22 protein-coding genes are annotated in these 24,091 nt (G+C 68.0%); 12 read left to right on the top strand and 10 right to left on the bottom strand.

All coding sequences use genetic code 11. The features are described from left to right. Positions 1 to 66: 66 nt before the first annotated feature. Positions 67 to 1,086 carry an aspartate-semialdehyde dehydrogenase gene (locus tag ACOQPE_RS04385; protein ID WP_420610680.1) on the bottom strand — a complete coding sequence of 340 codons (1,020 nt, stop codon included), beginning with the start codon at positions 1,084 to 1,086 and terminating at the stop codon, positions 67 to 69. A 280-nt stretch (positions 1,087 to 1,366) separates the two neighbouring features. On the opposite strand from ACOQPE_RS04385, the gene ACOQPE_RS04390 reads away from it, so the two are divergent. The 4 genes from ACOQPE_RS04390 (at position 1,367) to ACOQPE_RS04405 (ending at position 2,848) form a co-directional block, all read left to right on the top strand. After that, positions 1,367 to 1,678, top strand: a complete 312-nt coding sequence (locus ACOQPE_RS04390; RefSeq protein WP_420610681.1) for a DUF3467 domain-containing protein — start codon at positions 1,367 to 1,369, stop codon at positions 1,676 to 1,678. Continuing rightward, the gene (locus ACOQPE_RS04395; RefSeq protein WP_420610682.1) at positions 1,675 to 1,911 is read left to right on the top strand and encodes a hypothetical protein; all 237 of its coding nucleotides are present in this window, start codon (positions 1,675 to 1,677) and stop codon (positions 1,909 to 1,911) included. The genes ACOQPE_RS04390 and ACOQPE_RS04395 overlap by 4 nt, the downstream gene beginning before the upstream one ends. Positions 1,912 to 1,988: 77 nt before the next feature. Next, positions 1,989 to 2,195: a hypothetical protein gene (locus ACOQPE_RS04400; protein WP_420610683.1), complete on the top strand. Its 207-nt coding sequence runs from the start codon at positions 1,989 to 1,991 to the stop codon at positions 2,193 to 2,195. Positions 2,196 to 2,311: 116 nt separating this feature from the next. Next, positions 2,312 to 2,848, top strand: coding sequence for a hypothetical protein (locus ACOQPE_RS04405; RefSeq protein ID WP_420610684.1), 537 nt, complete (start codon positions 2,312 to 2,314; stop codon positions 2,846 to 2,848). A 236-nt stretch (positions 2,849 to 3,084) separates the two neighbouring features. Here ACOQPE_RS04405 and ACOQPE_RS04410 read toward each other — a convergent pair whose 3' ends face one another. Beyond that, positions 3,085 to 4,311 (bottom strand): hypothetical protein, encoded by a 1,227-nt coding sequence (locus ACOQPE_RS04410; protein ID WP_420610685.1) that lies wholly within the window; start codon positions 4,309 to 4,311, stop codon positions 3,085 to 3,087. A 576-nt stretch (positions 4,312 to 4,887) separates the two neighbouring features. Continuing rightward, a complete protein-coding gene (locus ACOQPE_RS04415) occupies positions 4,888 to 6,114 on the bottom strand; it encodes an aspartate kinase (protein ID WP_420610686.1) in 1,227 nt (408 codons plus the stop codon). A gap of 302 nt (positions 6,115 to 6,416) precedes the next feature. Between ACOQPE_RS04415 and ACOQPE_RS04420 the strand changes: the two genes are divergently transcribed. The 5 genes from ACOQPE_RS04420 (at position 6,417) to ACOQPE_RS04440 (ending at position 12,291) form a co-directional block, all read left to right on the top strand. Then, positions 6,417 to 7,346: a peptidylprolyl isomerase gene (locus tag ACOQPE_RS04420; RefSeq protein ID WP_420610687.1), complete on the top strand. Its 930-nt coding sequence runs from the start codon at positions 6,417 to 6,419 to the stop codon at positions 7,344 to 7,346. A gap of 168 nt (positions 7,347 to 7,514) precedes the next feature. Next, positions 7,515 to 8,222, top strand: coding sequence for a leucyl/phenylalanyl-tRNA--protein transferase (aat, locus tag ACOQPE_RS04425; RefSeq protein ID WP_420610688.1), 708 nt, complete (start codon positions 7,515 to 7,517; stop codon positions 8,220 to 8,222). A 104-nt stretch (positions 8,223 to 8,326) separates the two neighbouring features. Further along, a complete protein-coding gene (locus ACOQPE_RS04430) occupies positions 8,327 to 10,303 on the top strand; it encodes a methylmalonyl-CoA mutase family protein (protein WP_420610689.1) in 1,977 nt (658 codons plus the stop codon). Between the two features lie 68 nt (positions 10,304 to 10,371). Continuing rightward, complete coding sequence (locus ACOQPE_RS04435; RefSeq protein WP_420610690.1) at positions 10,372 to 10,917, top strand: hypothetical protein; 546 nt, start codon at positions 10,372 to 10,374, stop codon at positions 10,915 to 10,917. 3 nt (positions 10,918 to 10,920) lie between these two features. Then, positions 10,921 to 12,291, top strand: coding sequence for a DCC1-like thiol-disulfide oxidoreductase family protein (locus ACOQPE_RS04440; RefSeq protein ID WP_420610691.1), 1,371 nt, complete (start codon positions 10,921 to 10,923; stop codon positions 12,289 to 12,291). Here ACOQPE_RS04440 and ACOQPE_RS04445 read toward each other — a convergent pair whose 3' ends face one another. Genes ACOQPE_RS04445 through ACOQPE_RS04455 form a run of 3 tightly spaced genes read right to left on the bottom strand, consistent with a single transcriptional unit; the run spans position 12,292 to position 15,235 of the window. Next, positions 12,292 to 13,425 carry a CaiB/BaiF CoA transferase family protein gene (locus ACOQPE_RS04445; RefSeq protein ID WP_420610692.1) on the bottom strand — a complete coding sequence of 378 codons (1,134 nt, stop codon included), beginning with the start codon at positions 13,423 to 13,425 and terminating at the stop codon, positions 12,292 to 12,294. 32 nt (positions 13,426 to 13,457) lie between these two features. Then, entirely contained in the window at positions 13,458 to 13,664 is a 207-nt protein-coding gene (locus ACOQPE_RS04450; RefSeq protein ID WP_420610693.1) for a hypothetical protein, read from the bottom strand. A gap of 14 nt (positions 13,665 to 13,678) precedes the next feature. Further along, positions 13,679 to 15,235, bottom strand: a complete 1,557-nt coding sequence (locus ACOQPE_RS04455) for an acyl-CoA carboxylase subunit beta (RefSeq protein WP_420610694.1) — start codon at positions 15,233 to 15,235, stop codon at positions 13,679 to 13,681. A 150-nt stretch (positions 15,236 to 15,385) separates the two neighbouring features. Between ACOQPE_RS04455 and ACOQPE_RS04460 the strand changes: the two genes are divergently transcribed. After that, the gene (locus ACOQPE_RS04460) at positions 15,386 to 15,745 is read left to right on the top strand and encodes a VOC family protein (protein WP_419916908.1); all 360 of its coding nucleotides are present in this window, start codon (positions 15,386 to 15,388) and stop codon (positions 15,743 to 15,745) included. Between the two features lie 33 nt (positions 15,746 to 15,778). On the opposite strand, the gene ACOQPE_RS04465 is transcribed toward ACOQPE_RS04460, so the two are convergent. Both ACOQPE_RS04465 and ACOQPE_RS04470 read right to left on the bottom strand, forming a co-directional pair. After that, positions 15,779 to 16,699, bottom strand: a complete 921-nt coding sequence (locus ACOQPE_RS04465) for a 5'-3' exonuclease (protein WP_420610695.1) — start codon at positions 16,697 to 16,699, stop codon at positions 15,779 to 15,781. A 32-nt stretch (positions 16,700 to 16,731) separates the two neighbouring features. Next, entirely contained in the window at positions 16,732 to 17,640 is a 909-nt protein-coding gene (locus ACOQPE_RS04470) for an IS982 family transposase (protein WP_420611352.1), read from the bottom strand. 244 nt (positions 17,641 to 17,884) lie between these two features. Here ACOQPE_RS04470 and ACOQPE_RS04475 point away from each other — a divergent pair, with 244 nt between their 5' ends. After that, complete coding sequence (locus ACOQPE_RS04475; RefSeq protein ID WP_420610696.1) at positions 17,885 to 19,423, top strand: AMP-binding protein; 1,539 nt, start codon at positions 17,885 to 17,887, stop codon at positions 19,421 to 19,423. 16 nt (positions 19,424 to 19,439) lie between these two features. Here the strand turns inward: ACOQPE_RS04475 and ACOQPE_RS04480 are convergent, their stop codons facing one another. Then, the gene (locus ACOQPE_RS04480; protein ID WP_420610697.1) at positions 19,440 to 20,957 is read right to left on the bottom strand and encodes a trimethylamine methyltransferase family protein; all 1,518 of its coding nucleotides are present in this window, start codon (positions 20,955 to 20,957) and stop codon (positions 19,440 to 19,442) included. 118 nt (positions 20,958 to 21,075) lie between these two features. Then, entirely contained in the window at positions 21,076 to 21,678 is a 603-nt protein-coding gene (locus tag ACOQPE_RS04485) for a TetR/AcrR family transcriptional regulator (protein ID WP_420610698.1), read from the bottom strand. 117 nt (positions 21,679 to 21,795) lie between these two features. Between ACOQPE_RS04485 and ACOQPE_RS04490 the strand changes: the two genes are divergently transcribed. Then, entirely contained in the window at positions 21,796 to 24,084 is a 2,289-nt protein-coding gene (locus ACOQPE_RS04490) for an isochorismate synthase (RefSeq protein WP_420610699.1), read from the top strand. The last annotated feature ends 7 nt before the right edge of the window (positions 24,085 to 24,091 follow it).

A 24,091-nucleotide genomic window follows, 5' to 3' on the forward strand; every position in this document is an offset into this window, starting at 1 on the left:
GGCCCGCCCGAGCCGAATATCGCCGCTCGGCCGAACGCCGAGACAGCGGCCGGCGGGCAGGAAGAGCTAGGCGGCAGCCAGGGTCTCCGCTATCTGGACAGCGTTGAGCGCTGCGCCTTTGCGGAGATTGTCTCCTGCCACGAACAGCGCCAAGCCGTGCTCGACGGTGGGGTCGCGGCGGATACGGCCGACATAGGACGGATCGCGGCCTGCCGCTTGCAGCGGCGTCGGCACGTCGGCCAGTTCCACGCCCGGCGCCTCGGCCAGCAGCTCCGTTGCCCGCTCGGGCGAGATCGCTCGCTCAAAACGCAGGTTCAGCGACAGCGAGTGGCCGGTGAACACCGGCACCCGCACGCATGTGCCCGACACTGCCAGATCGGGAATGCCCAGGATCTTGCGGCTCTCGAAGCGGAGCTTCTGCTCCTCGTCGGTCTCGCCGGAGCCGTCATCGACGAAGCTGCCCGCCTGGGCCAGCACGTTGTGGGCGATCGGCCCAGGGAACTTGTCCGGCGCAGGATGGCTGACAGCGTCACCGTCGTAGGCGAGCGCTGCGGCACCTTCCTTCGTCGCGGCCAGCGCCTGGTCGAGTTCGTCGACACCAGCCAGGCCAGCACCGGACACGGCTTGGTAGGTGGCAGCCACCATGGACACGAGGCCAGCTTCGGCATGCAGCGGCGCCAGCACCGGCATCGCCGCCATCGTCGTGCAGTTGGGATTGGCGATGATGCCCTTCGGCGCGTTGAACACCTCTTTCGCGTTCACCTCGGGCACCACCAGCGGGACGTCGGGGTCCATGCGCCACGCAGACGAGTTGTCGATCACCGTGGGGCCTTGGGCGGCAACCCGCACGGCGATGGCCTTCGACGTGGTCTTGCCTGCCGAGAACAGCGCAATGTCGAGACCGCCGAAGTCGGCCCCGGCGGCATCCTCGACGGCAATCTCAGACCCGTTCCAGCCCAGCGTACGGCCAGCCGAACGGGCCGACGCGAAGAGCCGCAGCTCGTCGATCGGGAATGCTCGCTCGGCCAAAATAGCCCGCATCACACCGCCCACCTGGCCGGTGGCCCCAACGATTCCTACACGCATGGAACCGAGGCTACCGAGGCACTCTCAGCGGTCTGTTGTGAATTACTGGGGTGGGCGGGGGCAGGCGCACCCGTGCTTCAAACAAGCGCAGCGCCGCCCACTGCAGGGTGGACGGGCTGTGGCGCTGCGAACTGCGCGCGGGCACACCTGCCCCCGCCCACCCCTCCTCTTGTGTGTTCTTCCATCCAGTCCGAGTCCGATCCGCAAACTTGACGATGCAGTCGGCGCTTCGAGTGCTCCCGCGGCTGCACACCACGATGGGGCGGCCTAGTGTGCGCGCATGGCAGACCAGCCGACATCGCAGGAGCTCACCTTTCGGCTCGACGACGATGTCTCACCTGGCGGCGTATATGCGAACTTTGCAGGGGTCTGGCACACTGAACATGAGTTCACAATCGACTTTGCCGCGCTGCCGCACTCACCGACCGGCCCCAACTCCGAATCTGTTGAGGGCCTGGTCGTCGCCAGAGTGAAGATTCCGCCCTCTGTGATCTTTGCCATCGCCCGAGCCATCTCCGAGAATGTTGCGAAATTTGAGACCCAGTACGGTGCGCTGACGCCACCGCCGCCTGAACCGCAGGATCGACCATGAACACAGTCACCAGCTCCGAACAACGTCGAGACCACTTCACCTACAAGCAGCGGATGCCAGCACCCGCGGGCCGCGACGACCTCGAAGCGCTCGAAGCGCTCGCCATCCGTGATGCATGCAGTCGCGCATGGGCAGATCACCAAGAACGTGTCGCTCAAGGTCTCACCTACGGCGACCCGGTCTCTGCGGCCGAACTCCAGGAACGCATCGCCGAGCTCCGCACGACGGGGTGAACGCCCCCAGCGGGTGGCGTTGGTTCGAAATCGACGCTCCACTCAATGAATGGAGCACCGGCCGCAGCCTCGCAGAAGTGATCGCAGCACACGAGGCGCTTCTGCACATCACCGCGATGCCGTTGGAGGTACGACCTGGGCAACCGCTCCCCGAGGCCGCACCCAACAACCTCGTCCGCTACGTCGACCACGGTGACATCCGCGTCATTTTCTTGGTCACCCACCCGATCATCGCCGACGGGCTGCGTCTCATACGGATCACGCCCCGCCCCGGTACGCACTGAGCCCGGATCCACCGGTGGGGGTTGGGGTTGGTTCGTGTCCGCCGGAAAGGCCTCCTGACGTGGCGTTTTGCCGTTGAGGATTGTTCGGCGTGATGCCAGGTCGGGAGAAACTCTCCGTGAGCACGATAACGCAGGGTCTGGATCGGGTGGAGGCAGTGTTCGACGACGGGTCTTTGGTCGCGGACGCGGGTCTGTTGCTGGCGGGCACGCTGATGGATCGGCTGGGCCTGGAGGGGCTGATCGATGAGGCCGTGACGCCGCCGGGGGCGGGCCGCGGGGCGGGCGCGAAGGTGCTGCCGACGGTGTGCTCGATGCTGGTGGGCGGATCCTTCTTCTCCGATGTTGATCGGCTGCGGGCCGGCTCGACGGGGGCGGTGCTGGCGTTCGCGCCGGTGGCGCCTTCGACTTTGGGGTCGTTCATGCGGTCCTTCACGTGGGGTCATGTGCGCCAGCTCGACCGCGTTACCGCCTCAGCCACGCGACGCGCCCGCCTCACGAAACCCGTACACCACACGACGCGGATCGGCTGGCGGCTCGGGCCGCGCTCTGCCGAGCGCGGCCCGCTCGACGCTCAGAACGCGCCGCTGCTGCCAGCGGGCCAGCAGCGGCAGAACCGCCAGCCAGTAGATCGCCAGCGTTCCCGTCGCCGCTAGGAACACAGGGAGCACGGGGAGTTGAAGCGGGGTCCAGCCGATCGCTAGGCCCCCCAGCACTGCGGATGCTGCTCCTGCAGGTGCTCCGGTAGCGAGGAAGACCAGCCGTTCGCAGCGGTCGCGAGCGCGTAGCCCTTTCAGCCCTTTCACGACTAACAATCGCCAGGATGGCTTAGGCGATGTGCTCGTACGCATGGTGTCAGGGTAGTTCGCGGCGGTCATCGTCGTTTCCCGCCTCACTTGCCGCAGTAGTAGCTGTCGCCACGGTCGCACCAGGACTTGTAGATGATCCGGTAATACTCCGCGTCGGTGAGTTCCCCGGCCTCGTATCTGAGGGCTGCCTCGTGCGCTTCCTCGGCTGTGGTCTCGCCGTCGCCGTCGTAGTCGCCGTCGGGATCGTCCGGGTCCGGCGTCGGCTGCTGGCTGGAGCCGCCCGAGCCGCTGTCATCGCTCGGCGGGGTCCACCCTTCCGGGATCAGCTGCGGCAGCGGCGCTTGGGTGGACCCGTACGCCAACACGCCACATCCCGTAGCAAACGCAGCGCCGCCGGGAGTCAAGGCTCCGGCACTCCCGGCGCTGATAGCTCCGCCGGCCCCGTAACACACAGCGGCGCCGACGGCGGCCTGCGCTGCGGGGTTGAGGTTCTGCCATGCACGCAACACGGGAGTGACCTGCTGGATGTTGGCGTTGATGCGCTGCCGCTCGGACTCGCTGAGATCCTTCACGAACGCTTCCAACCCGTCGGCCACTCCCTTGGCGGCGGACGCAGCGGCGTTCTTGGTGGCTTCCGATTGCGCCTCCCAGGCCTTCGCCTCGGCATCGGTTACCTCGGCGTTGTTGTCGGCTACCCATTTCACAGCGCCGCTCAGCCAAGACCAGCCCTTCGCCAGCGCGTCCCTCACCACGCGTTGCGTGGGCCGCTGGCCCGAACCGCTGCCCGAGCCTGAGCCGCCGCCCTTTCCGTTCTTGTTCGGCTCGGTGCAGTTCGGCGGCGTGCCGGTCTGCCCGTCAGGGCACACGTCATCGGAGCCGCCCTCGCCGGAGCTGGAGTCGTCGCTGCCTCCGTCGTCGGCGTTCTTGGGGTCGGGCTTGTTGTCGTCGCTGCCCGTGTCGTCATCACCGCCGTCGCCGCTGTCGTTGTCGGTGCTGGTGCCTTCGCCTCCATCGCCGCCGTCGTTGCCGTCGTCGTCGTTGTTGGGGTCGTGGTTCTCGTTGGTGGACGGGGCCGGGTAGCAGTTCGGGTAGGTGCCGAGCATCCCCTCACCGCATGTCAGGTTTCGCTGGACCGGCGTGTGAGGGTGGTTGTAGCTCGTCTCGTTCCAGCACTGATTTCCCGCGAACGGGTCATACGCGCAGCGGCGCACGGTGACGCCGTGAGCGCCGGCGGGCGCCGCGGCTACGGCGGTGAGCGTGGACGCTGCGACGAGCAGCGCGCACAGCGCTGCGAGGGTGCGTTTGGTCATGGGTGGGTGCCTCCGGGCGTGCTGGGCGGATGTGGGCGATCCGTGTCCGCGCCGGCTGCAACGGGGAACCCATGCAACTGATGCCGTCCGTGCAGCCGGCGCGGTCACGAATCGTTCGTTTTGCGCACGCCCGAATCGGACAGCAACCGACATCTGGGGCCCGTCGACGAATGGACGCGCCCAGAGGGGCACGAGAGGCGGAAGCCCAGCAGTCATGGGGGTTTGGGGCTCTCGGCCGTGGCCGCGCCCGCTCAGCGCCCGGCAGGTGCGCGGCCGGGTTGCGGGGCCTGTCCGGGTCAGGTACTATACGAACATATATCGCGCATCAGAAACGCGTGCCCTGCCAGTGGACACCGACGCCGAACCGGCACCGCGCAGCCTCGCGCAAGCGGCCCGCCGCCTACAACGGCGTCAGCACCTCGGCCAGCTCCACGCCCGGCGCATCGGCCAGCAACTCGACAACCCGCCCAAGCAGCACCGACCGCATCACATCGCCTACCTGGCCGTTGGCCCCAACGATTCCTACTCTCGGGGAGTCAGAGCTGCCGGGCAGCCCTTGGCGTTCTTCTGTGAATTTCAGTCGAGGCCGAAGGCTGTGTGCAGGGCGACGGTGGCTCGGTCTACGTCTGCTTCGGCTACTACGCAGGAGATGCGGATTGGCGAGGTGGAGATCATCTCGATGTTGATGTGCTGGGATGCCAGCGTCTCGAACATGGTGGCGGCCACGCCGGGGTGGCTGGCCATGCCGGCGCCGACGAGCGACACCCGGGCGATGCCGACATCGGTGTTCGTCGACGAGAAGCCCACCGTGTCCACCATTCCCTCGCAGATTCCGCGTACCTCATCGGCGCTCTCCGCGGGAACCGTGAACGAGATGTCGGTGCGATCGTGGCCGCCCACGTTCTGCACGATCATGTCAACCACGACCGCAGCGTCAGCGAGCGTGCGGAACACCTTGGCGGCGATGCCGGGCTCGTCGCGGACGCCGACCAGCGTCACCTTGGCCTGCGATGTGTCCGGCACGATGCCGGTCACGATCGGCTTTTCCATTTCCCTCGCGTCCATGCCTGACTCCCCCTCGACGACCCATGTTCCCGGTTCCCACGTGAATGCCGAGCGCACGTGCAGGGGAACGCCATACGTGCGGGCAACCTCGACCGAGCGGGCGGCCGGCTTGGGGCAGCCCATCGCAGTCATCTCGAGCAGCTCATCGAACCCGATACGCGCAATCTTGCGAGCAGTGGGGCACACCCGTGGATCGGTGGTGAACACTCCCGACACATCGGTGTAGAGCTCGCAGGCGTCGGCGCCGAGGCCGTGCGCCAGGGCGACGGCCGTGGTGTCTGACCCGCCGCGTCCCAGGAACGTCACGTCGTTGTCGGTCGACACGCCCTGCGCGCCGGCGACGACAGCGACGCGACCGGCTTCGAGCGACTCGGTCACCCGCTTGGGCGTGACCGACAGGATCTTGGCGTTGCGGTGGTTCGTGTCGGTGAGAAAGCCCGCCTGGCTGCCGGTGAACGAGTCGGCCGGCACGCCCACGTCATGCAGCGCCATGCACATCAGCGCGATGGCCTTGCGCTCGCCCGCGGTGATGAGCATGTCGAGTTCGCGGCCCGACGGCTCGTCGGTGATCTGGGTGGCCAGCGCGATGAGCTCGTCGGTTTCGGAGCCCATGGCGCTGACGACGAGCACAATCTCGTCGCCGCGGGTGCGGCAGTGCTTTACGTGGTCGGCTACCTCGCGCATGCGCGCCGCGCTGGCGATTGACGTTCCGCCGAACTTCTGCACGACTAGGGGCACGTTGGGCGAGGGTATCGGGGGGGCTTGCGGGCGCTTTCTGATCAGGTGGGTTCGGGGTGGAGGATGCTTCCGGGGTGGACGGGGGCAGACGCGGCCTGTGCGTGCGTCCGGGGTGGGCGGGGGCAGGCGCACCCGTGCTTCAGACAAGCGCAGCGCCGCCCGCTGCAGGGTGGATGGGCTTTGGCGCTGCGAACTGCGCGCGGGCACACCTGCCCCCGCCCACCCCTCGTTGCTCTGTGTGTTTGCCCGGGGTGCTATCTAGGCGTCGGTAGTGTGACCGCCGGCACATCTCAGGGGCACTTATGAGCAGCGAGAAGCGACAGCGGCAGCGCGAGAACCGGATGCGGGCGGTTGCCGAAGCGGAACGCGCGAAGAAGCGTTCGAGCACTACTCGCAAGGTGTTGCGCGTGGTGATCATCGCGGCGGCCGTGCTGCTTGCGATCTTCCTTTGGAGCTACTTCAGCGGGGACGACAGTGACGATGGCGGCGATGCTGCGGTCGCTGCTGAGGCTGAGGCGACTGAGGTCACTTCGTTTGAGACTGATGAGCCGGGCGACGAAGCGGCGCCGGTTACTGAGGCTGCGGCCGAGTCTGAGGCCGACAGCGGTCCCGATGAGGCGGCTGCGCCGGACCCGACGTCGTGTCCTGCGGAGGACGGCAGCGATGGGCCGCTCAACCAGTTCGACGCCCCGCCGCCGCTTTGCATCGATCCCGACACCATGTACGCCGCGGCCTTCGACACGAACATGGGCAGCTTCACGATGCTGCTCAACCCGGCACTCGACATCGACAGCGTCAACAATTTCGTGGTGCTGGGCCGCTGGGGCGCATTCGACGGCACGCTGTTCCACCGGATCATCTCCGACTTCGTGATCCAGGGCGGCGATGTGCAGCTCGACTTCGGCCGCGGCGGGCCCGGCTACCAGTTCACCGGTGCCTTCCCGCCTGCGGACGACTGGTACCGGATCGGATCGGTGGCCATGGCCAACCGGGGCAATCCGGCCACTAACGGCTCGCAGTTCTTCGTGATCACCGGCCCCAACGGCGCCGGCTTGCCGCCGCTGTACTCGCCGCTCGGCCATGTTGTCGAGGGCATGGATGTCGTGATGGAGATCGAAGGCGTCGCTACCGGCGCAGGCGACGTGCCGGTCCAGGATGTCGTGGTCAAGAGCGTGACCGTCAGCGAAGCCAGCCAAGCTCAGATCGACGCATACACCGATGCGCGTAGCTGAGGCTGAGCCGATAGGCGAAGCCGGGGCCCGAGCGGCCCGTGAGCGCAGCGAACAAGAGCGGGAAGCAATAGGTGCGACAACGAGAAGGTTCAACTAGCCGCGCAGCCTCTAACCCGCGCGGGGCGGCGGGCCCAACGCGTCGAACCGATCAGGCGTAGGCTCGCTCCGATGCAGCGCCAGTCAGAAGACGGCCCCACGGAGCCGCCCGAGTCGGGATGGTCATTCCCTCCCGCGTCGACCGCAGACGAGAACGGTCTCGTCGGTGCGGGCGCCGACCTCGAGGCGGGCACGCTGCTCGGTGCCTACCGGGCAGGGCTGTTTCCCATGCCGCTGGGCGACACCGTCGGCTGGTGGTCGCCCGACCCGCGAGGCATCCTGCCGCTCAGCTACCTGCGGGTGAGCCGCTCGCTGCGGCGAGCCTGCCGACGGTTCGACATCCGCATCGACACCGCCTTCGAGCAGGTGCTGGAGTCGTGCGCCGATCCCGCCCGCCCGCACGGCTGGATCAGCGACGACATGCACAACGCCTACCTGCAGCTCCACGAGCTCGGGTGGGCCCACAGCGTGGAGACCTGGCTCGACGACGAGCTGGTGGGCGGCCTGTACGGCGTGGCCGTGGGCGCCTTCTTTGCCGGCGAGTCGATGTTCCACACCGAGACCGATGCCTCCAAGGTCGCCCTCGTGGCGCTGGTGGATGCGCTCAAGGTGACCGGCGGCGCGCTGCTGGACGTGCAATGGAACACACCGCACCTGGCCGGGCTCGGTGCCGTGGAGGTCGAGCGTGCGGCCTACCTGGAGCTGCTGGCCGAAGCCATCACGCGGCCGCTGCCTGAGATCTGGCTGCGCCCGATGGTCTTCCGCATGCTCGACGGCTGAGCCCGGGCCCCGGGCCCGAGCGGCCCGTGAGCCCGATCACATGAAGACTGGGAACAAGAGCGGGCAACACGGGAAGGCTCTGAGGGGCCGTAGCGTTCACGACCGTGACGGCTTCCGACTCTCCAGGACGCTCGCGGCCGTGGCTGATGCGCACGTACTCGGGGCACTCCACCGCCCAGGCCTCCAACGAGCTCTACCGGTCGATGCTGGCCAAGGGCCAAACGGGGCTGTCAGTGGCGTTCGACCTGCCGACGCAGACCGGCTACGACCCCGACCACTCGATGGCGCGCGGCGAGGTGGGCAAGGTGGGCGTGCCGGTCACCCACTTGGGCCACATGGCCCAGCTCATGGACGGCATCCCGCCCGATGCCATGAACACCTCCATGACCATCAACGCCACGGCGCCCTGGCTGCTGAGCCTCTACATCGCCAACGCACAGAACGCCGGGGTGGCGGCCGAGGCGCTGCGGGGCACCACCCAGAACGACATCGTGAAGGAGTACCTGAGCCGGGGCACGTTCATCTTCCCGCCCGAGGCCAGCCGCCGGCTCACCGTCGACGTAGTGGCGTACTGCTCGCAGCACGTGCCGCAGTGGAACCCGATCAACGTGTGCAGCTATCACCTGCAGGAAGCCGGCGCAACGCCCACCCAGGAGATCGCCTACGCGCTGGCCACCGCGATCGACGTACTCGACGCGGTGCGCGACAGCGGCAAGGTGCCCCCCGAGCGATTCGACGCTGCGGTGGGCAGCATCTCGTTCTTCGTGAACGGGGGCATCCGGTTCATCGAAGAGGTCTGCAAGGTGCGGGCCTTCACCCAGATGTGGGACCAGATCTGCGCTGAGCGCTACGGCGTGGCCGACCCCAAGCTGCGGCGCTTCCGCTACGGCGTGCAGGTGAACTCGCTCGGGCTCACCGAGGCGCAGCCCGAGAACAACGTGGCCCGGATCACGCTCGAAGCCCTGGGCGTGACGCTGTCGCAGCGGGCAAGGACCCGCTCGCTGCAGCTGCCTGCCTGGAACGAGGCGCTGGGGCTGCCGCGGCCCTGGGACCAGCAGTGGTCGCTGCGGATCCAGCAGGTGCTGGCGCACGAGACCGACCTGCTGGAGTACGGCGACATCTTCGACGGCTCGGTGGTGGTCGAGGGACGTACGGCCGAGCTGGCGGAGTCGGCGCAGGCTGAGCTGGACGAGGTGCTGGCGATGGGGGGCGCGTTCGCCGCGATCACCGAGCTGAAGCGGCGCCTGGTGGCGAGCCACACCGAGCGGGTGCGCCAGATCGAGGCCAGCGAGCTGACCGTGGTGGGGGTGAACGAGTTCACCGAGACGGCGCCGTCGCCGCTCGAGGGCGATGAGTCGATCCTGCGGGTGGATCCCGAGGTCGAAGCCGAGCTGGTTGCCGATCTCGAACGCTGGCGGAGCGCACGCGACTCGAACCGGGTCGTCGCAGCCCTGGACGACCTGCGGGTGGCCGCATCGGGCGATGTGAACATCATGGGGCCGAGCATCGAGGCCGCCCATGCCGGGGTGACGACCGGCGAGTGGGCCCAAGCGCTGCGCGAGGTGTTCGGCGAGTTCCGTGCACCGACTGGCTTGGGCGGCGGCGCTGCAGGGCGGGCGTCGAAGGGAACAGCACTGGCAACCGTGGCCCAGCGGTGCGCGGCGATGGAGGGCGGGCCGCCCAGGGTGCTGGTTGCCAAGCCGGGCCTCGACGGACATTCCAATGGCGCCGAGCAGGTGGCGGTCGCGGCGCGCGACGCCGGCATGGAAGTGGTGTACGAGGGCATCCGGCTGACCCCGAGCCACATTGCCGCAACGGCACGTGACGAGGACGTGGACGTGGTGGGCCTGTCGATCCTGTCGGGGTCGCACCTGGAGCTGGTGCCCGAGGTGCTGGCGTGCCTCAACGCTGAAGGCGTGAGCGCTCCGGTGGTGGTCGGCGGCATCATCCCGCCCGCGGACCATCAGGCGCTGCGAGACGCCGGGGTGGCTGCGGTCTACACCCCGAAGGACTTCGAGCTGGCCGCGATCATGGCCGACATCGCCGGACTGGCCGAGCAGTCACGCGCCGGCACCGGCTGAAGCACGCACCACGCTCATGTCGTGCACGCATCGCCGACGACAGCCCCTTTCGGAGACGTGAGGATCCTGTGACGGGCACCGCCGCACGCACCAAGCGCCGCCGTCTGTGGAAGCTGCTTGTACCGGGCTTCATCGTGCTGTACATCGCCATGATCCCGCTGAATTCCGTGCTCGAGTCCGAGCACGTCGAGGTCTTCCCCTTCTTCAAGTGGAAGCTCTTCACCCACATTCCCGATTGGGAATCGTTCGAGTACGGCCTCGTCATCGACGCGATCGACGGCGAGCCGCCCGCAGAGACCTATTACCTGATCCCGAGCGACGACGTCCGCGACTGGAAGGCGCTGCGACGCGTCGCGATCGCGTGTGCAAAGGACCGTGGCTGCGAAGAGGATGTCACCGACGTGCTGTACCCGATCATCGAGCGGGCACTCGGCGAGCGCAGCATCGATTTCAGCATCGTCAAGGCCGACGTCGACCTGCATGAGCTGCAGGACAACATCGACGATTTCGCCGACGGACGGTTGACCAGGACGGATTTCTTCCGACCCAGCGAAGTCATCGCCCAGTGGAATACCCGCACGGGCCGTCTCGACGCCACGCTGGACGGCGGCTGAGCCATGTCGCTGCGAATCCGGCAGGGCTTGCGACAAGTCCGCAGGGGGATGCTCAGCGTCGACACCGCCGAGCATCGAACTCCCGCCGAACTGACGCGCAGTGCGAACAACGTGGTGCTGCTGAGCCGCTTCTACTACGTGTTCCTTGCCTACCTCGTCGGCACGGGTCACTACCCGTTCGGCGATGCGTACTCCGGCGGTCCTCCGACCGCGCCGCTGTGGCCTATCAGGCTGGCGGAGCAGCTCGTGGGAACGGATTGGCTCGGCTACGAGATCGCGCTCACGGCAGCCGGTCTGCTGTTCGCCCTCGGGGCAGCGGCGGCCCCGGGCACCTTCGTCTTGCGGTTCGGTGCGTTCCTGCACCTGTTCGTGCACGTTGCGATACGGAATTCGTACGGCTCCATCAACCACGGCGTCCCTGTGCTGCTGCTGGTCGGCTTCGCGCTGCTGTTCCTGCCGGGCCGTCGGCATCGCCAGCTCCACGAGCGGAACAGCGTGCGGCGGTGCCTCACGTCCTTGTGGCTGGCGCAAAGCGTCATCTTGCTGTCGTACACCTTGTCGGGCATCTGGAAGATCTGGTACGGCCGGCTCGAGCTGTTCTCGTCAGATGCCCTGACGCGCATCCTGCTGGACCGGTTGCTCGCCGAGGCCGACGAGATTCCGCTGCTGCTGCCGTTCGTGGCGCAGCACAACTGGCTGGCGCAGTCGATGTGGTGGCTGACGCTCTACATCGAGATCTTTGCGCTGCTGGTGGTGTTCCGGCCTCATCTGCACCGGCCGATCGGCGCTGTCCTGATGCTGTTCCACATCACGAGCGATCTGCTCATGAACATCTCGTTTTCCCTCAACATCGTGATGGTGGGCTTGTTTCTGCTGCTGTCGCCGCTTGCCCCTGACCGGTTCTCGCTGTCGGGGACCGTTCGGTCGCTGCCGATCGTGGGCCTACCGTTCCGCATCATGAAGCGCCGGCAGCGGTCGCAACGGCCGCAGCAGACCGAGCGGGTCTGGCTCGTGTACGACGGCGAGTGCCCGATGTGCAACAACTACGCCCAGTACCTGCGGCTGCGGCAATCTGTCGGCGAGTTCGTGCTGGTGGACGCACGCCAGGGCGGCCCGATCGTCGACGAGGTCCGGCGGCTGCCGCACGATCTGAATGACGGGATGGTGGTGAAGATCGGCGACCGGCACTACGTCGGTCATGAAGCGCTGCACGTGCTCGCGCTGCTGTCGACGGATCATGGTGCTTTCAACAAGTTCAACCGGCTGGCGTTCAGCTCGCCGCTGATCTCGCGCTTCACGTACCCGCTGATGAAGGCCGGGCGCTGGGTGCTGTTGAAGCTGAAGGGTGTGGCGCCTATTTCGCCCGACGGCTGATCAGGGGTCGGGCCAGGGGTCGGCGGTGTCTGGGATGTCGGGGATGTCGGCCAGGGAGTCGTTGTCGGCGCCTTCTTTGCGGCCGGTCCAGCGGACGTGACCGGGTGTAGCGCTGAGGCGGGCGATCACGTTCTGCTGCATGAGCCCGTCCACTTCCACGAACACCTCGCGGGCTTTGGCGTGGGGGTCGTCTGCTAGCTGGCTCATGTCGAGGACCGGTGCCGCGGCGGCCTGAGCGTTCTCGAATGCCTCGACTGCTTCGGCGAGCGTGCGCTGCGACACCCAGTCGGCCATGGCCTCGTCGAGCTCGGCGCGGTGGGCCATGCGGCCCTCGAAGGTGGTGAATCGCGCGTCGTCGCCGATGCCGATCATCTCCATGACCCGAGCCGCCACCGAGTCGGTGGAGCTGCTGACGGCCAGCCATCCGCCGTCGGACGCCTGGTAGGTGCCGCGGGGAACGCTGTAGGGGATGCCCGATCCGAGGCGGGGCTGCAGGTAGCCCTCGGTGTGCCATGCGGTCATGAGCGGGCCCATCGCCTGCGACATCGACTCGAGCAGGTTGACGTCGACCACCTGGCCGACGCCGCTGCGCAGGGCAACCATCGCCGCGAACGCTCCGGCCAGGCCGGCGATCTCGTCGGTGAGCGCCACCGGCGGCAGCAGCGGCGCACCGTCGGCCTCGCCGTTCATCGAGGCGAAGCCGCTCATGGCCTCGGCGAGCGTGGCGAACCCGGGGCGGTCCCGGTACGGGCCGTCCTGGCCGAAGCCAGTCAGCCGCACCACCACCAGCTTGGGGTTGGCTGCGATCAGCTCGTCGGGCACCAGCCCGAGCGCTTCGAGCTTGCCGGGCCGGAAGTTCTCCACCAGCACATCAGCGACGGCCAGCAGCCGCCGCAGCACGGCCAGGTCGGCGGCGGCCTTGAGGTCGAGCGTGACGCAGCGCTTGTTGCGATTGACGAGCCGCCACCACAGGGTCTCGCCCTGTGCGTCCTTCCATCCCATATTGCGGACGGTGTCGCCGCCCGGCCGCTCCACCTTGATGACATCGGCACCGAAATCGGCCAGGTAGCGGGCGCAGTGCGGCCCGGCGAACACCGATGACAGATCCAGTACTCGTAGGCCGTCGAGCGGCATAACCGCAGCGTGGTTCGGGCCTGCTGGCACGGCTAGCGGTAGCGGACAGCGGGCCAGGACGTGGGGGCTTGCCAGGGGCGGCCGCTGAATCGCCACTTGCTGGACGGCACCGCGTGCGGGTCGGCCGGGACAGGACGGGGCCACAGCAGCTCGAGCGCCGTGACGATCGCGGCGGCCTCTTCCGCGGTCGCTGCGGGGGTGATGGCCACGTGCGAAGCGTCGATCACGGGTCCAGTCACCGGTCGCTCGCCCGTTACAGCGGCACGTTGCCGTGCTTGCGGCGAGGCAGCTCCTCGCGCTTGGCGCCGATCATGTCGAACGCGGCGATGACCTTCTGGCGGGTCTCGGCAGGGTCGATAACCGCATCCACGATGCCCCGCTCGGCTGCGATGTAGGGGTTGGCGTACTTGCGGCTGTACTCGTCGACTAGCGCCGCCTTGCGAGCCTCGGGATCGGCGGCCTGCTGCAGCTCACGCCGGTTCAGGATCTCGACCGCTCCCTGCGGGCCCATCACGGCCAGCTCGGCCGTGGGCCATGCGAAGCTGACGTCACAGCCGACCGACTTGGAGTCCATCACGACGTAGGCGCCGCCGTAGGCCTTGCGGGTGATGACCTGCACCCGGGGCACGGTGGCCTCGCAGTAGGCGTACAGCAGCTTGGCCCCGTGACGGATGATGCCGCCGTGCTCCTGGTCGACGCCGGGCAGGAAGCCGGGCACGTCCACGAAGGTCAGCAGCGGGATGTTGAAGGCGTCGCAAAAGCGCACGAACCGGGCCGCCTTCTCTGACGACTCGATGTCGAGCACACCGGCCATCACCATCGGCTGGTTGCCCACAACGCCCACCGAGCGGCCGTTGAGCCGGGCGAAGCCGCACACGATCGAGCCGGCCCAGGCGGCGTGGTACTCGAAGAACTCGCCGTCGTCGACGACCTCGCCGATCACCTGCTTCATGTCGTAGGGCACGTTGGGGCTCTGCGGCATGAGGTCGCGCAGCGTCGGGCACCAGCGATCGGACTCGTCGGCGGCTTCGACGACCGGGGGCGCGTCGAGGTTGTTCGACGGCAGGAACGACAGCAGGTAGCGCACATCGTCGAGCACAGCCTTCTCGTCGGCAGCGACGAACGTGGCCACACCCGACTTGGTGCTGTGCGAGCCGGCGCCGCCGAGCTCTTCGAGCGTGACATCCTCGCCGGTGACGGTCTTCACCACGTCGGGGCCGGTGATGAACATGTGGCTGGAGTCGCGCACCATGAAGATGAAGTCGGTCATGGCGGGCGAATAGACGGCACCGCCGGCGCACGGCCCCATGATCACGCTGATCTGCGGGATGACGCCCGAGGCCAGCACGTTGCGGCGGAAGATGCCGCCGTAGCCCGCCAGCGAGACCACACCCTCCTGGATGCGGGCGCCTGCGCCGTCGTTGAGGCCGATGATCGGCGCGCCGACCGACTCTGCGAGATCCATGACCTTGTGGGTCTTCTCGGCGAACACCTCGCCGAGGGCGCCGCCGAACACGGTGAAGTCCTGGCTGGCCACGAAGACCTTGCGGCCGTCGATGTTGCCCCAGCCGGTGATGATGCCGTCGGTGTAGGGGCGCTCGTCGAGGCCGACATCGTGCGCCCGGTGGCGGGCGAGCATGTCGAGTTCGTGGAACGTGCCCTCGTCGAAGAGGTAGTCGATGCGCTCGCGGGCGAGCATCTTGCCCTTGTCGTGCTGCCGCTGGACCGCGCGCTCGGTGCCGGCGTTCAGCGCCTCGTCGCGGCGGCGGGCCAGCTCACCCAGCCGCTCGTCCATGGTCGGCTCAGACATTCAGGAAAGCCTACGAGAGCGAGCCGTCCGGTACCGAGGCCCTGGGAATCGCCTTGGGCTCAGCCTCCCATTTCTCCCGCTCTTGTTCGCTGCGCTCACGGGCCGCTCGGGCCACGGCTTCGCCTTCGGCTCAGCCTCTAGGCTGCGGGCATGGAACTGGGGCCTGTGCATCACGTTTCGATCAACTGCGCCGATGTGGATGCAGCGGCGCCGTTCTACACCGACATCCTGGGCATGAAGCAGCTCGACCGGCCCGACTTCGGCTTCAACGGGCGGTGGCTGCAGACGCCTGGCGGCGGTGAGGTGCACCTCATCGAAGTGGCCGACTGGGTGGCCCCCAAAGGCCAGCACTGGGCCTTCAAGGTGGACGACATCGATGCCACCGTGGCCGAGCTGCGCGATGCCGGCGTGAGGGTCAAGGACCCGGTGGCGCTGCCGGGCACCACTGCCCGCCAGACGTTCTTCTTCGATCCGGCCGGCAACATGATCGAGCTGAACCAGCCCGCCTGAGGCCAGCCTCGCTTCAACTCAGGTGAGCCTCGACTAGGTGTCCGTCCGGTAGGCCGCGAGGTTCATCACCCGGTCGAGCAAGTTCTCGGCGCCGATGCGTTCGCAGAGTTCTTCGAAACCCCGATGCGGGCCGCGCCAGGCCAGCTCGTCGACGCTGTCGGACACCGGCGCATCGGTGCGCACCGTGGCGATGCGGCGGAACAGCAGGGCGAGATCACGCTCGTCGGCGAGCGTTGCGGCGAGACCGGCCGCGCCCCGGACCTTCGGCGCCCAGTCGTCGTGCGAATCCGGGATGTTCTCGATATGGCCGTAGTGCGACAGCATCACCGACGTCGACTTGGCGCCCCAGCCCTTCAGGCCCGGAAAGCCATCGGCACTGTCGCCCACCAAGCCCAGGTAGTCGGGTATCGACTCAGGGCTGACGCCGAACTTCGCTTCGACGCCAGTCACGTCAATGATCTCGTCGGCCCGGCGGTCCCATTGGACAACCTTGCCGCCGACGCACTGGCCCAGATCCTTGTCGGGCGTGCAGATCAGCACCTGCCCGACACGATCGTCGTCGGCAGCCATCGCCGCGCCTGCTGCCATGGCGTCATCGGCTTCGAACTCGATCATCGGCCACACGGCTACGCCCAGCAGCCGCAGCGCGTCCTCGGTGGGATGGAACTGCGACAGCAGGTCGGGCTCGATCCCCGAGCCGTCCTTGTACCCGGGCCACAGATCGTTGCGGAACGACTCCACGACATGGTCGGTGGCCACAGCCACGTGGGTGGCACCGCCTTCGAGCAGCATCACGATGTTGCCGAGCACCCCTCGCAACGCTCCGACCTCGCTGCCGTCGGGCGCCTTGCGGCTCGGGACGGCAAAGAAGTGGCGGAACAGCTCGTAGGTGCCGTCGATCAGGTGGACATCGACCTGACCGCCTGCGGGCGGCGCTCCCGCTGATCCCTCCATGGCCGCGACCCTAGATGATTGGTTCCAAGGGGTCAGTGGTCGTAGTGGGTGAGGGTGCGTGCTGGCAGGTGGGGGTGGTGGGTTCTGTTGTGCCAGATGGCGGCGGTGAGAGCGAGGATGCGTGCCAGGACGCGCACGGCGACGCCGGCGCGGGTGCGGCCGTTGTGGCGTTCGAGGCTGAGCTGGCCTTTGAGGGTGTCGCAGACCGATTCGATGATCTGGCGGAACGGGCGCAGGAACCGCTGGTGGGGGCGGGCGGGCTCGTTGCGGGCGGCGGGCCGGATGAGGGTGATCCCGGCGTCGTTGAGCCGGTTCTCGAAGTCTTTGCTGCGGTAGCCCTTGTCGGCGATGAGCGTCTGGCCGGGGCGGGCCAGGTCTGCGTGGTCGATCATGGCGGCGCAGGTGTCGCGTTCGTCGGCCTTGGCGCCTGCCAGGGCGAAGCTGATCGGCAGCCCCGCCGGGGTGGTGATCAGGTGCAGTCGCAGCCCCCAGAACCAGCGCGAATGCGACGCGCACCAGCCGTATTGGGCCCATCCGGCGAGCTCGGAGCGCACCGCGGTGGGTCGGCTCGTGCCGCACGGCACCGGCGTGGAGTCGGCCAGCCACACGTCGTCGTGCCAGTCCGGGCAGTCGCGGGCCAGCGCTGCTGTGACGTGGCCGATCATCTCGCCGGCGCGGCGCAGCCGCTTGTTGAAGCCCTCTCTGTTGGGCAGGTACGGGAACCACGGCCGCAGGTGCTGATGAGCGAAGCGCACGAACCCGCGCTCGGAGTCGTACCCCAATAACGCCGAGATCACCGCCAAAGTGACCAGCTCCGCGTCCGACAGCTTCGGTGCGAACCCCACACGGGGCCGCCGCGGCGCCCAGCCGGGATTGTCGGCCAACAGATCGTCAATCCTCACATACAGTGCCGTCGCGAGGGTGTCCAAGTCCGGGTTCATGCCCAGGTCCTCCAGGATCGAGGTGCAGGTACACACCCCGAGCTTGGACACCCTCACCCCACCAACAGCGGACCCCCCACCCCTTGGAACCAATCATCTAGGAGGCGGCTCAGCCTCTCAGGGCACTGCCGCGGCAGCCCGCTCTAGAGTTGGCGCGGCCGATCTGCCGGGAGACACCTCCGGTGGGGCACCGCACACCGAGGCGACCGCCGCGTATGACAACCCATGACCCTGAGGGGACGACATGAAGGTTCCGTTTACTGTTTCCGACTTCCTGTACCGGGCCGAGAACGTGTACCCGGACCGGGTGGCGCTGGCCGACGAACCCGAAGCGCCCGGCGGCGGGCTCGGGGAGATCACCTACGCCCAGTTCGGCGACCTCGTACGGGCCCAGGCAGCCAAGCTGGATCAGCTCGGCATCGGGCATGGCGAGCGGGTGGCGATGGTGTCGCAGAACGCCGGCCGGCTGATGACGTCGTTCTACGGCGTGTCGGGCTACGGCCGCATCTTCGTGCCGATCAACTTCCGGCTCAGCCACGACGAGATCAGCTACATCATCGATCACTGCGGCGCCACGATGCTGCTGGTGGATCCCTCCATGGAGGACACCTGCAAGGACATCGACGTGGAGCACTTCGTGGTGATGGGCACCGACGCCGATGACCAGATGTACGCGCCGGGCGCGGAGCCGGCCCCGTGGACGCCCGACGAGGACGTCACCGCCACCATCAACTACACCTCGGGCACCACCGCACGCCCCAAGGGCGTGCAGCAGACCCACCGGGCGCTGTGGGTGAACGCCACCACGTTCGGCTGGCACTCGGGCGTCAGCGACCGTGACGTGTACCTGCACACGCTGCCGATGTTCCACTGCAACGGCTGGGGAATGCCCTATGCCGTGACCGGCATGGGCGGCAAGCACGTGGTGCAGCGCGAAGTGCGCGGCCCCGAGATCCTGAAGCGCACCGAAGACCACGGCGTGACGCTGATGTGCGGCGCTCCTGCCGTGGTGGCGGCGGTGCTGGATGCGGCGGCCGACTGGGACGGTCCCATTCCCGGCAGCGGACGGGTTCGGATGGTGGTGGCGGGCGCGCCGCCGCCCACGCGCACGATCGCCCGCATGGAAACCGAGCTGGGCTGGGAGTTCATCCAGATCTACGGCCTCACCGAGACGGCGCCGCTGCTCACCATGAACCGCTGCCGGCCCGAATGGGACGACTTCGAGCCCGACGAGAAGGCCCGCAAGCTCAGCCGGGCCGGTGCACCGGCCATCGGCGTGAAGATCGACGTGGACAACCAGGGCGAGATCCTGGCCCGGGCGAACGTCGTGCTCGAGGGCTACTGGGAGCAGCCCGAGGCGACTGCGGAGGCCATCGTGGACGGCTGGTTCCACACCGGCGACGGTGGCTCGATGGACGACGAGCACCACGTCACGATCTCGGACCGCAAGAAGGACGTGATCATCTCCGGCGGTGAGAACGTGTCGTCCATCGAGGTGGAGGACGTGCTGTTCAGCCATCCCGCGGTGACCGAGGTGGCCGTGATCGGCGTGCCCGACGAGAAGTGGGGCGAGACCATCAAGGCCCTCGTGGTCGTCGACGCCGCAGCCGATGCCGTCACCGATCGTGATCTCATCGACTTCTGCCGGGACCGGATGGCGCACTTCAAGTGCCCCACCAGCGTCGAGTTCCGCGAGGAGCTGGCCCGCACGGCTACCGGCAAGCTGCAGAAGTTCAAGCTCCGTGCGCCCTACTGGGAGGGCATGGAGAAGCAGATCAACTAGGTCGCCACCGCTGCGGCTAGAGGGGTTCGACGCCGCCTTCTGCGCGGCGGCGCTCTACGAAGTCGGCGAGCTCGGCGCGGATGGCGTCGTCCATCGGCGGCTCTTCGTAGTCGGCGAGCAACTGCTTCCAGATGCCGTTCGCCCGCTGGGTGGCGTCGAGCGCGCCGTCTTCCTGCCACGTCTCGAAGTTGCGCCAGTCCGACAGCGTCGGCTCGTAGAAGGCGGTGTTGTAGCGCTCGAGCGTGTGAGCAGCGCCGAAGAAGTGGTTCGCCGGGCCCACCTCGGCGATGGCATCAACCGCCAAGGAGGCATCATCGATGGCGGTGGGCTGCAGCATCGCCCGGATCATCTGGATCATCTCGGCGTCGATGATGACCTTCTCATAGGAGGCGCACAGCCCGCCCTCGATCCAGCCGAGTCCGTGCAGCACGTAATTGATGCCGCCCACGATGCACGCCCACAGCGACATCTGCGACTCGTAGGTGGCCTGGGCGTCGGGAGCGTTGGAGGCGTTCGCGTTCGAGGCCCGCAGCGGCAAGCCGTAACGGCGCGCCAGCTGGCCGCTGATGATCGTGGCCTTCACGTACTCGGGCGTGCCGAATGCCGGAGCACCCGACCGCATGTCGACGTTCGAGGTGAAGCTGCCGTAGACAACCGGCACGCCGGGGTTCACGAGCTGCGCCAGCGTGATGCCGGCGAGCGCTTCGGCGTTCTGCAGGGTGAGCGCGCCGGCGATCGTGACCGGCGCCATCGCCCCCGCCAGGGTGAACGGCGTGTACACGACCGGCTGACCGTGGCGGGCCAGCTCGATGGCGCCCTCCAGCATCGGTTTGTCGTACACGAGCGGCGAGTTCGCATTGACGACCGTGTGGATGGACGGCTCGCGCAGCAGCGTCTCATGGTCGATGCCGCGGGCGATGCGGGCGATCTCGATGGCGTCGCTGACACGGGTGCGGCCCAGCGAGTAGCAGAACCCGGGCTTGGTGGACAGGGTGTACATCGCCGACACCGCGTCGAGGTGACGGGTGCGCACCTTGAGATCGATCGGCTCGACGGAGTGGCCGGTGCACGTGTCCGCGGCGTCGAGCGATTGCTGCAGGCGCAGCATGTTGCAGAAGTCGACGTAGTTGCCGCTGACCCGACCCCGATCGAGGTCGGACACGTTCGGCGGGCTGCCGACCATGCCGAAGACAACCCAGTCATCGCCGAAGACCACGCTGTTGGCCGGATCGCGGGCGTGCAGGGTGAAGGTCGATGGGGCGAGCGCCACCTGCTCGACGACCATCTCGGGATCGAACCGCACCCGCACGCCGTCGTCGGAGCTGGCGCCCGCCTCGAGCAGGATCTGCACTGCTTCGGGCAGCAGGAAGTTCATGCCGATCTCGGACAGCACGCGCAGCGACGCCTCGTGGATGCGTTCGACTTCGTCGGCGCTGATGAGCTCGACGGGCCGGAAGGTGTTGCGTGCCTGCTGCCGTGGCGCCGCTGCGGCGACTGCGGTCGCGTCCCGGCGTCTACGGCCTCGACGCGTCATCGTCGCTTTGCCGCTGAGGGGCTCTGACTCTCAAGCCTGGGCTCACTGGGCCGCACCGTACGGTCCTGTCTGGATCAGGTCAATATGAACAAGATGCACGTTGCGCAATAACTGAATGTCAGAGGCGCAACCCGGCCAAGATGGCCGCTCGCTCGTCATCGGTCGGCGGGCGCCCCACGTAGATCTCGAAGTAGTACGTGAGCGCTTCGATGCGGGCATCCATCGGCTCATTGACCTCGAGTTCGTACCAGCCCATCTGCAGGAAGTAAATCGTGCGCGCACGGTGAAGTCTCATGACCGGGTCGCTCACCTCGGCCGCGAGCATCTCCACGCACGCATTCACCCGCCGCTCGTCGGTGGCTCTCAGCTTCTGCCACAGCTCAGGATTGCTACGGCCCCAATTACGCACGGCCACCTCGAGGCGCGGGTCGAAGCGTTCCATCCCCAGCCAGCAGCGCATCAATGCGACGTACCTGTCGACGATGCTGCCCTCGAGCGTCGCGGCCCGGATGATCGAACCTGAGTTGGTCTCCTCCCACACCTCGAGCAGACGGTTGAGCAGGGCTTCGTGGTTCTCGAAGTGCCAGTAGAAGCTGCCCCGGGTGACGCCGAGCCGCTTGGCGAGCGGCAGGATCTTGACAGCACCGATGCCGTCGGAAACGAGCACCTCCAGTGCGGCCGCCACCCAGTCATCGGCGCTCAGGCGTGCCCGTTGAGCCATCGGACCACCCTATCCAGCGACCTGCCGGTCGGTAATTGGGGGAGCGAGAGCCGCTGCGGATGGACAGAGCGGGCACTCTGGGAGTTATCACTCCCATAATGCGCCTACGCTGAAGGCGTGCGAGTGGAGGAGCTGGCGTCGACGCATGAGGTGAGCGTCGACACCGTGCGCTATTACCAGAAGATCGGGCTGCTGCACCCGCCTGCACGCCAAGGGCGCATGGCGCGCTACGACGACAGTCATGCGCGGCGGCTCGGCGAGATCCGGCGCCTGTCCGCGGCGGGCTTCTCTCTGGCGCAGATCCGCCAGCTCGGCGACGGCGGCGACGACCCGATGCTGGTCGCGCTCGGCGCACGCCACGGCGACACCCTGACCTTCGAGGAGCTGGTGCGCCAGTCCGGGCTCGACGAAGAACTGGTGCGGCTCGCGACCGACACCGGCCTCGTGCGGCCGTTGCGCACCTCCGCCGACGGTGCCGATGGCGCGCCCGAGGCTGCCAGCGGTGCCGCCGGTGCCAGCGAGGCGGCGGACGGCGAGGGTGCCATAGCCGGCACGCTCTACAGCACCGGCGCACTGACGATGCTGCGCGCGGCGACGGAGCTGCTCGCCGCCGAGATGCCGCTCGACGATCTCATCGGCCTCGCGCTGCGGCACGCATCGAACATGGAAGCTGTCGCCGCGGATGCGGTCGGGCTGTTCGCCGACCGCTTCGCCGACGTGCCTACTGCACAGCGCGCCGACCTGGCTGCTCGCCTGATTCCGCTGGTCACCGATCTGGTGGCGCAGCACTTCCGCGAGTCACTCGTCGAGCACGCCACCGAGCGCATCCTGGCCGGCGACATCGACGATGAGCCGGCTCGTTCCGATGCGATGGCAACCGGTTCGCCGAACGCCCGGTCCGCAGGGGATTCGGGACGCCGCACCTCAGCGGGGTTGCGTACCCGGACTGCTGTGACGCTGGAATGCCGGGAGCTGTCCGGCGAGCTGGATCCGCTGGCAGTGTTTGCGGCATCCGACGCGCACCAGCGCGTGTACTGGGCGTGTCCCGACGGCGACTTGGAATTCTGTGCGCTCGGCAGCGCCTTCGACGCCACCGCCGAGGCCGACGCCGACCGTTTCGCCTCTGTCGCCGACACGCTGAGCCTGCTGGACGTCACCATGAGCGGTGACAGCGGTCACCCGATCGGGCCGCTGGCCGTGGGCGGCTTCTCGTTCCGTCCCGAGGCACCCGCGGCAGGTTCGGTGTGGGCGCCATTCGGCACCGGCTGCCTGACCGTGCCCGAAGTGCTCGTCGTGCGCCGGGGCGGCCAGTCGTGGCTGACCTCGGTGCCCGGTGCCCCCGTCTGGCCGGTGATGGTTGCATCACGGTCGGGAGTCGGGGGGGCATGTGCCACCTGCGGCGCGGCTGACGGCAGCGGAGTCTGCGGCCTCGCCGCTGCCGCCGGTGCGCCCGGCGCGGACTGCGCCCGGGATGACATGACCGTGCGAGGCGACGCCGGCGGCGATCTCACCGGCGCAGCCGCTCGCAGCCTGGCCGATCCTGAACTCGAAGCGGGGCCCGCGAGCGATCTGAATGCGGCAGCGCTGGCCGTGCTCGGCGAGAGCTATCGAGCCGACGACAGCTACACCGACCTGGTGCGGCGTGCTCTCGGCAGGATCGCCGAAGGCGGGCTGGACAAGGTCGTGACGGCGCGGGAGCTGCGCATCGCGTCGGGGCTCGAGCCCATCGCGGTGCTCAACCGCCTGCGGTCGCGTTACCCGTCCTGCGTCACGTTCGCGTTCGGACGCGGGGCGCAGACGTTCTTCGGCGCCACGCCCGAACAGCTGGTGCACTTCGACGGTCTGCGGCTGCAGACCGACGCGCTGGCCGGTTCAGGCGCCCGTGTCGGCGATCCAGCGCGGGACGCCGATCTCGCGGCCGAACTGCAACGCGATCCCAAGGAGCTGACCGAGCACGCGATCGTGGTCACCGATGTGCGCGACACGCTGCGTGCGTGCGGCGCGGCACTCGACGCCCCCTCGCCGACCCGCGTCATGGAACTGCGGCGCATCATGCATCTGCACACGCCGATCAGCGGGCGCGTCCCCGCGGGCACAACGGTGCTGGAGCTCGCGAGTGCACTGCACCCGACGGCAGCGGTTGCCGGTCTCCCGCGGCGCGTCGCCCGCGACTGGATCTCAGAGCACGAGGGTTTCGAGCGCGGTTGGTACGCAGCTCCGGTCGGCTGGACGACGCTGGACGGACGCGGCGAGTTCCGCGTCGCGCTGCGCTGCGCGCTGACCGGTCCCGCCGAGACCCGGCTGTTCGCCGGCGGCGGCATCGTGGAGGGCGCAGAGCCCGATGCCGAGCTGACCGAGACCAACATCAAGCTCGAAGCCCTCCTGTACGCACTCGAGGGCGACTGAGCGGCGG

The sequence above is a fragment of the Candidatus Poriferisodalis sp. genome (assembly GCF_965219595.1).
In the GTDB taxonomy this organism is placed as follows: Bacteria; Actinomycetota; Acidimicrobiia; order Acidimicrobiales; family Poriferisodalaceae; genus Poriferisodalis.

Coding starts and splice junctions, on each gene's coding strand:
- ACOQPE_RS04385 (WP_420610680.1), bottom strand. CDS start 1,086: ATGCGTGTAGGAATCGTTGGGGCCACCGGCCAGGTGGGCGGTGTGATG.
- ACOQPE_RS04390 (WP_420610681.1), top strand. CDS start 1,367: ATGGCAGACCAGCCGACATCGCAGGAGCTCACCTTTCGGCTCGACGAC.
- ACOQPE_RS04395 (WP_420610682.1), top strand. CDS start 1,675: ATGAACACAGTCACCAGCTCCGAACAACGTCGAGACCACTTCACCTAC.
- ACOQPE_RS04410 (WP_420610685.1), bottom strand. CDS start 4,311: ATGACCAAACGCACCCTCGCAGCGCTGTGCGCGCTGCTCGTCGCAGCG.
- ACOQPE_RS04420 (WP_420610687.1), top strand. CDS start 6,417: ATGAGCAGCGAGAAGCGACAGCGGCAGCGCGAGAACCGGATGCGGGCG.
- aat (WP_420610688.1), top strand. CDS start 7,515: ATGCAGCGCCAGTCAGAAGACGGCCCCACGGAGCCGCCCGAGTCGGGA.
- ACOQPE_RS04440 (WP_420610691.1), top strand. CDS start 10,921: ATGTCGCTGCGAATCCGGCAGGGCTTGCGACAAGTCCGCAGGGGGATG.
- ACOQPE_RS04445 (WP_420610692.1), bottom strand. CDS start 13,425: ATGCCGCTCGACGGCCTACGAGTACTGGATCTGTCATCGGTGTTCGCC.
- ACOQPE_RS04455 (WP_420610694.1), bottom strand. CDS start 15,235: ATGTCTGAGCCGACCATGGACGAGCGGCTGGGTGAGCTGGCCCGCCGC.
- ACOQPE_RS04460 (WP_419916908.1), top strand. CDS start 15,386: ATGGAACTGGGGCCTGTGCATCACGTTTCGATCAACTGCGCCGATGTG.
- ACOQPE_RS04465 (WP_420610695.1), bottom strand. CDS start 16,699: ATGGAGGGATCAGCGGGAGCGCCGCCCGCAGGCGGTCAGGTCGATGTC.
- ACOQPE_RS04470 (WP_420611352.1), bottom strand. CDS start 17,640: ATGAACCCGGACTTGGACACCCTCGCGACGGCACTGTATGTGAGGATT.
- ACOQPE_RS04475 (WP_420610696.1), top strand. CDS start 17,885: ATGAAGGTTCCGTTTACTGTTTCCGACTTCCTGTACCGGGCCGAGAAC.
- ACOQPE_RS04480 (WP_420610697.1), bottom strand. CDS start 20,957: ATGACGCGTCGAGGCCGTAGACGCCGGGACGCGACCGCAGTCGCCGCA.
- ACOQPE_RS04485 (WP_420610698.1), bottom strand. CDS start 21,678: ATGGCTCAACGGGCACGCCTGAGCGCCGATGACTGGGTGGCGGCCGCA.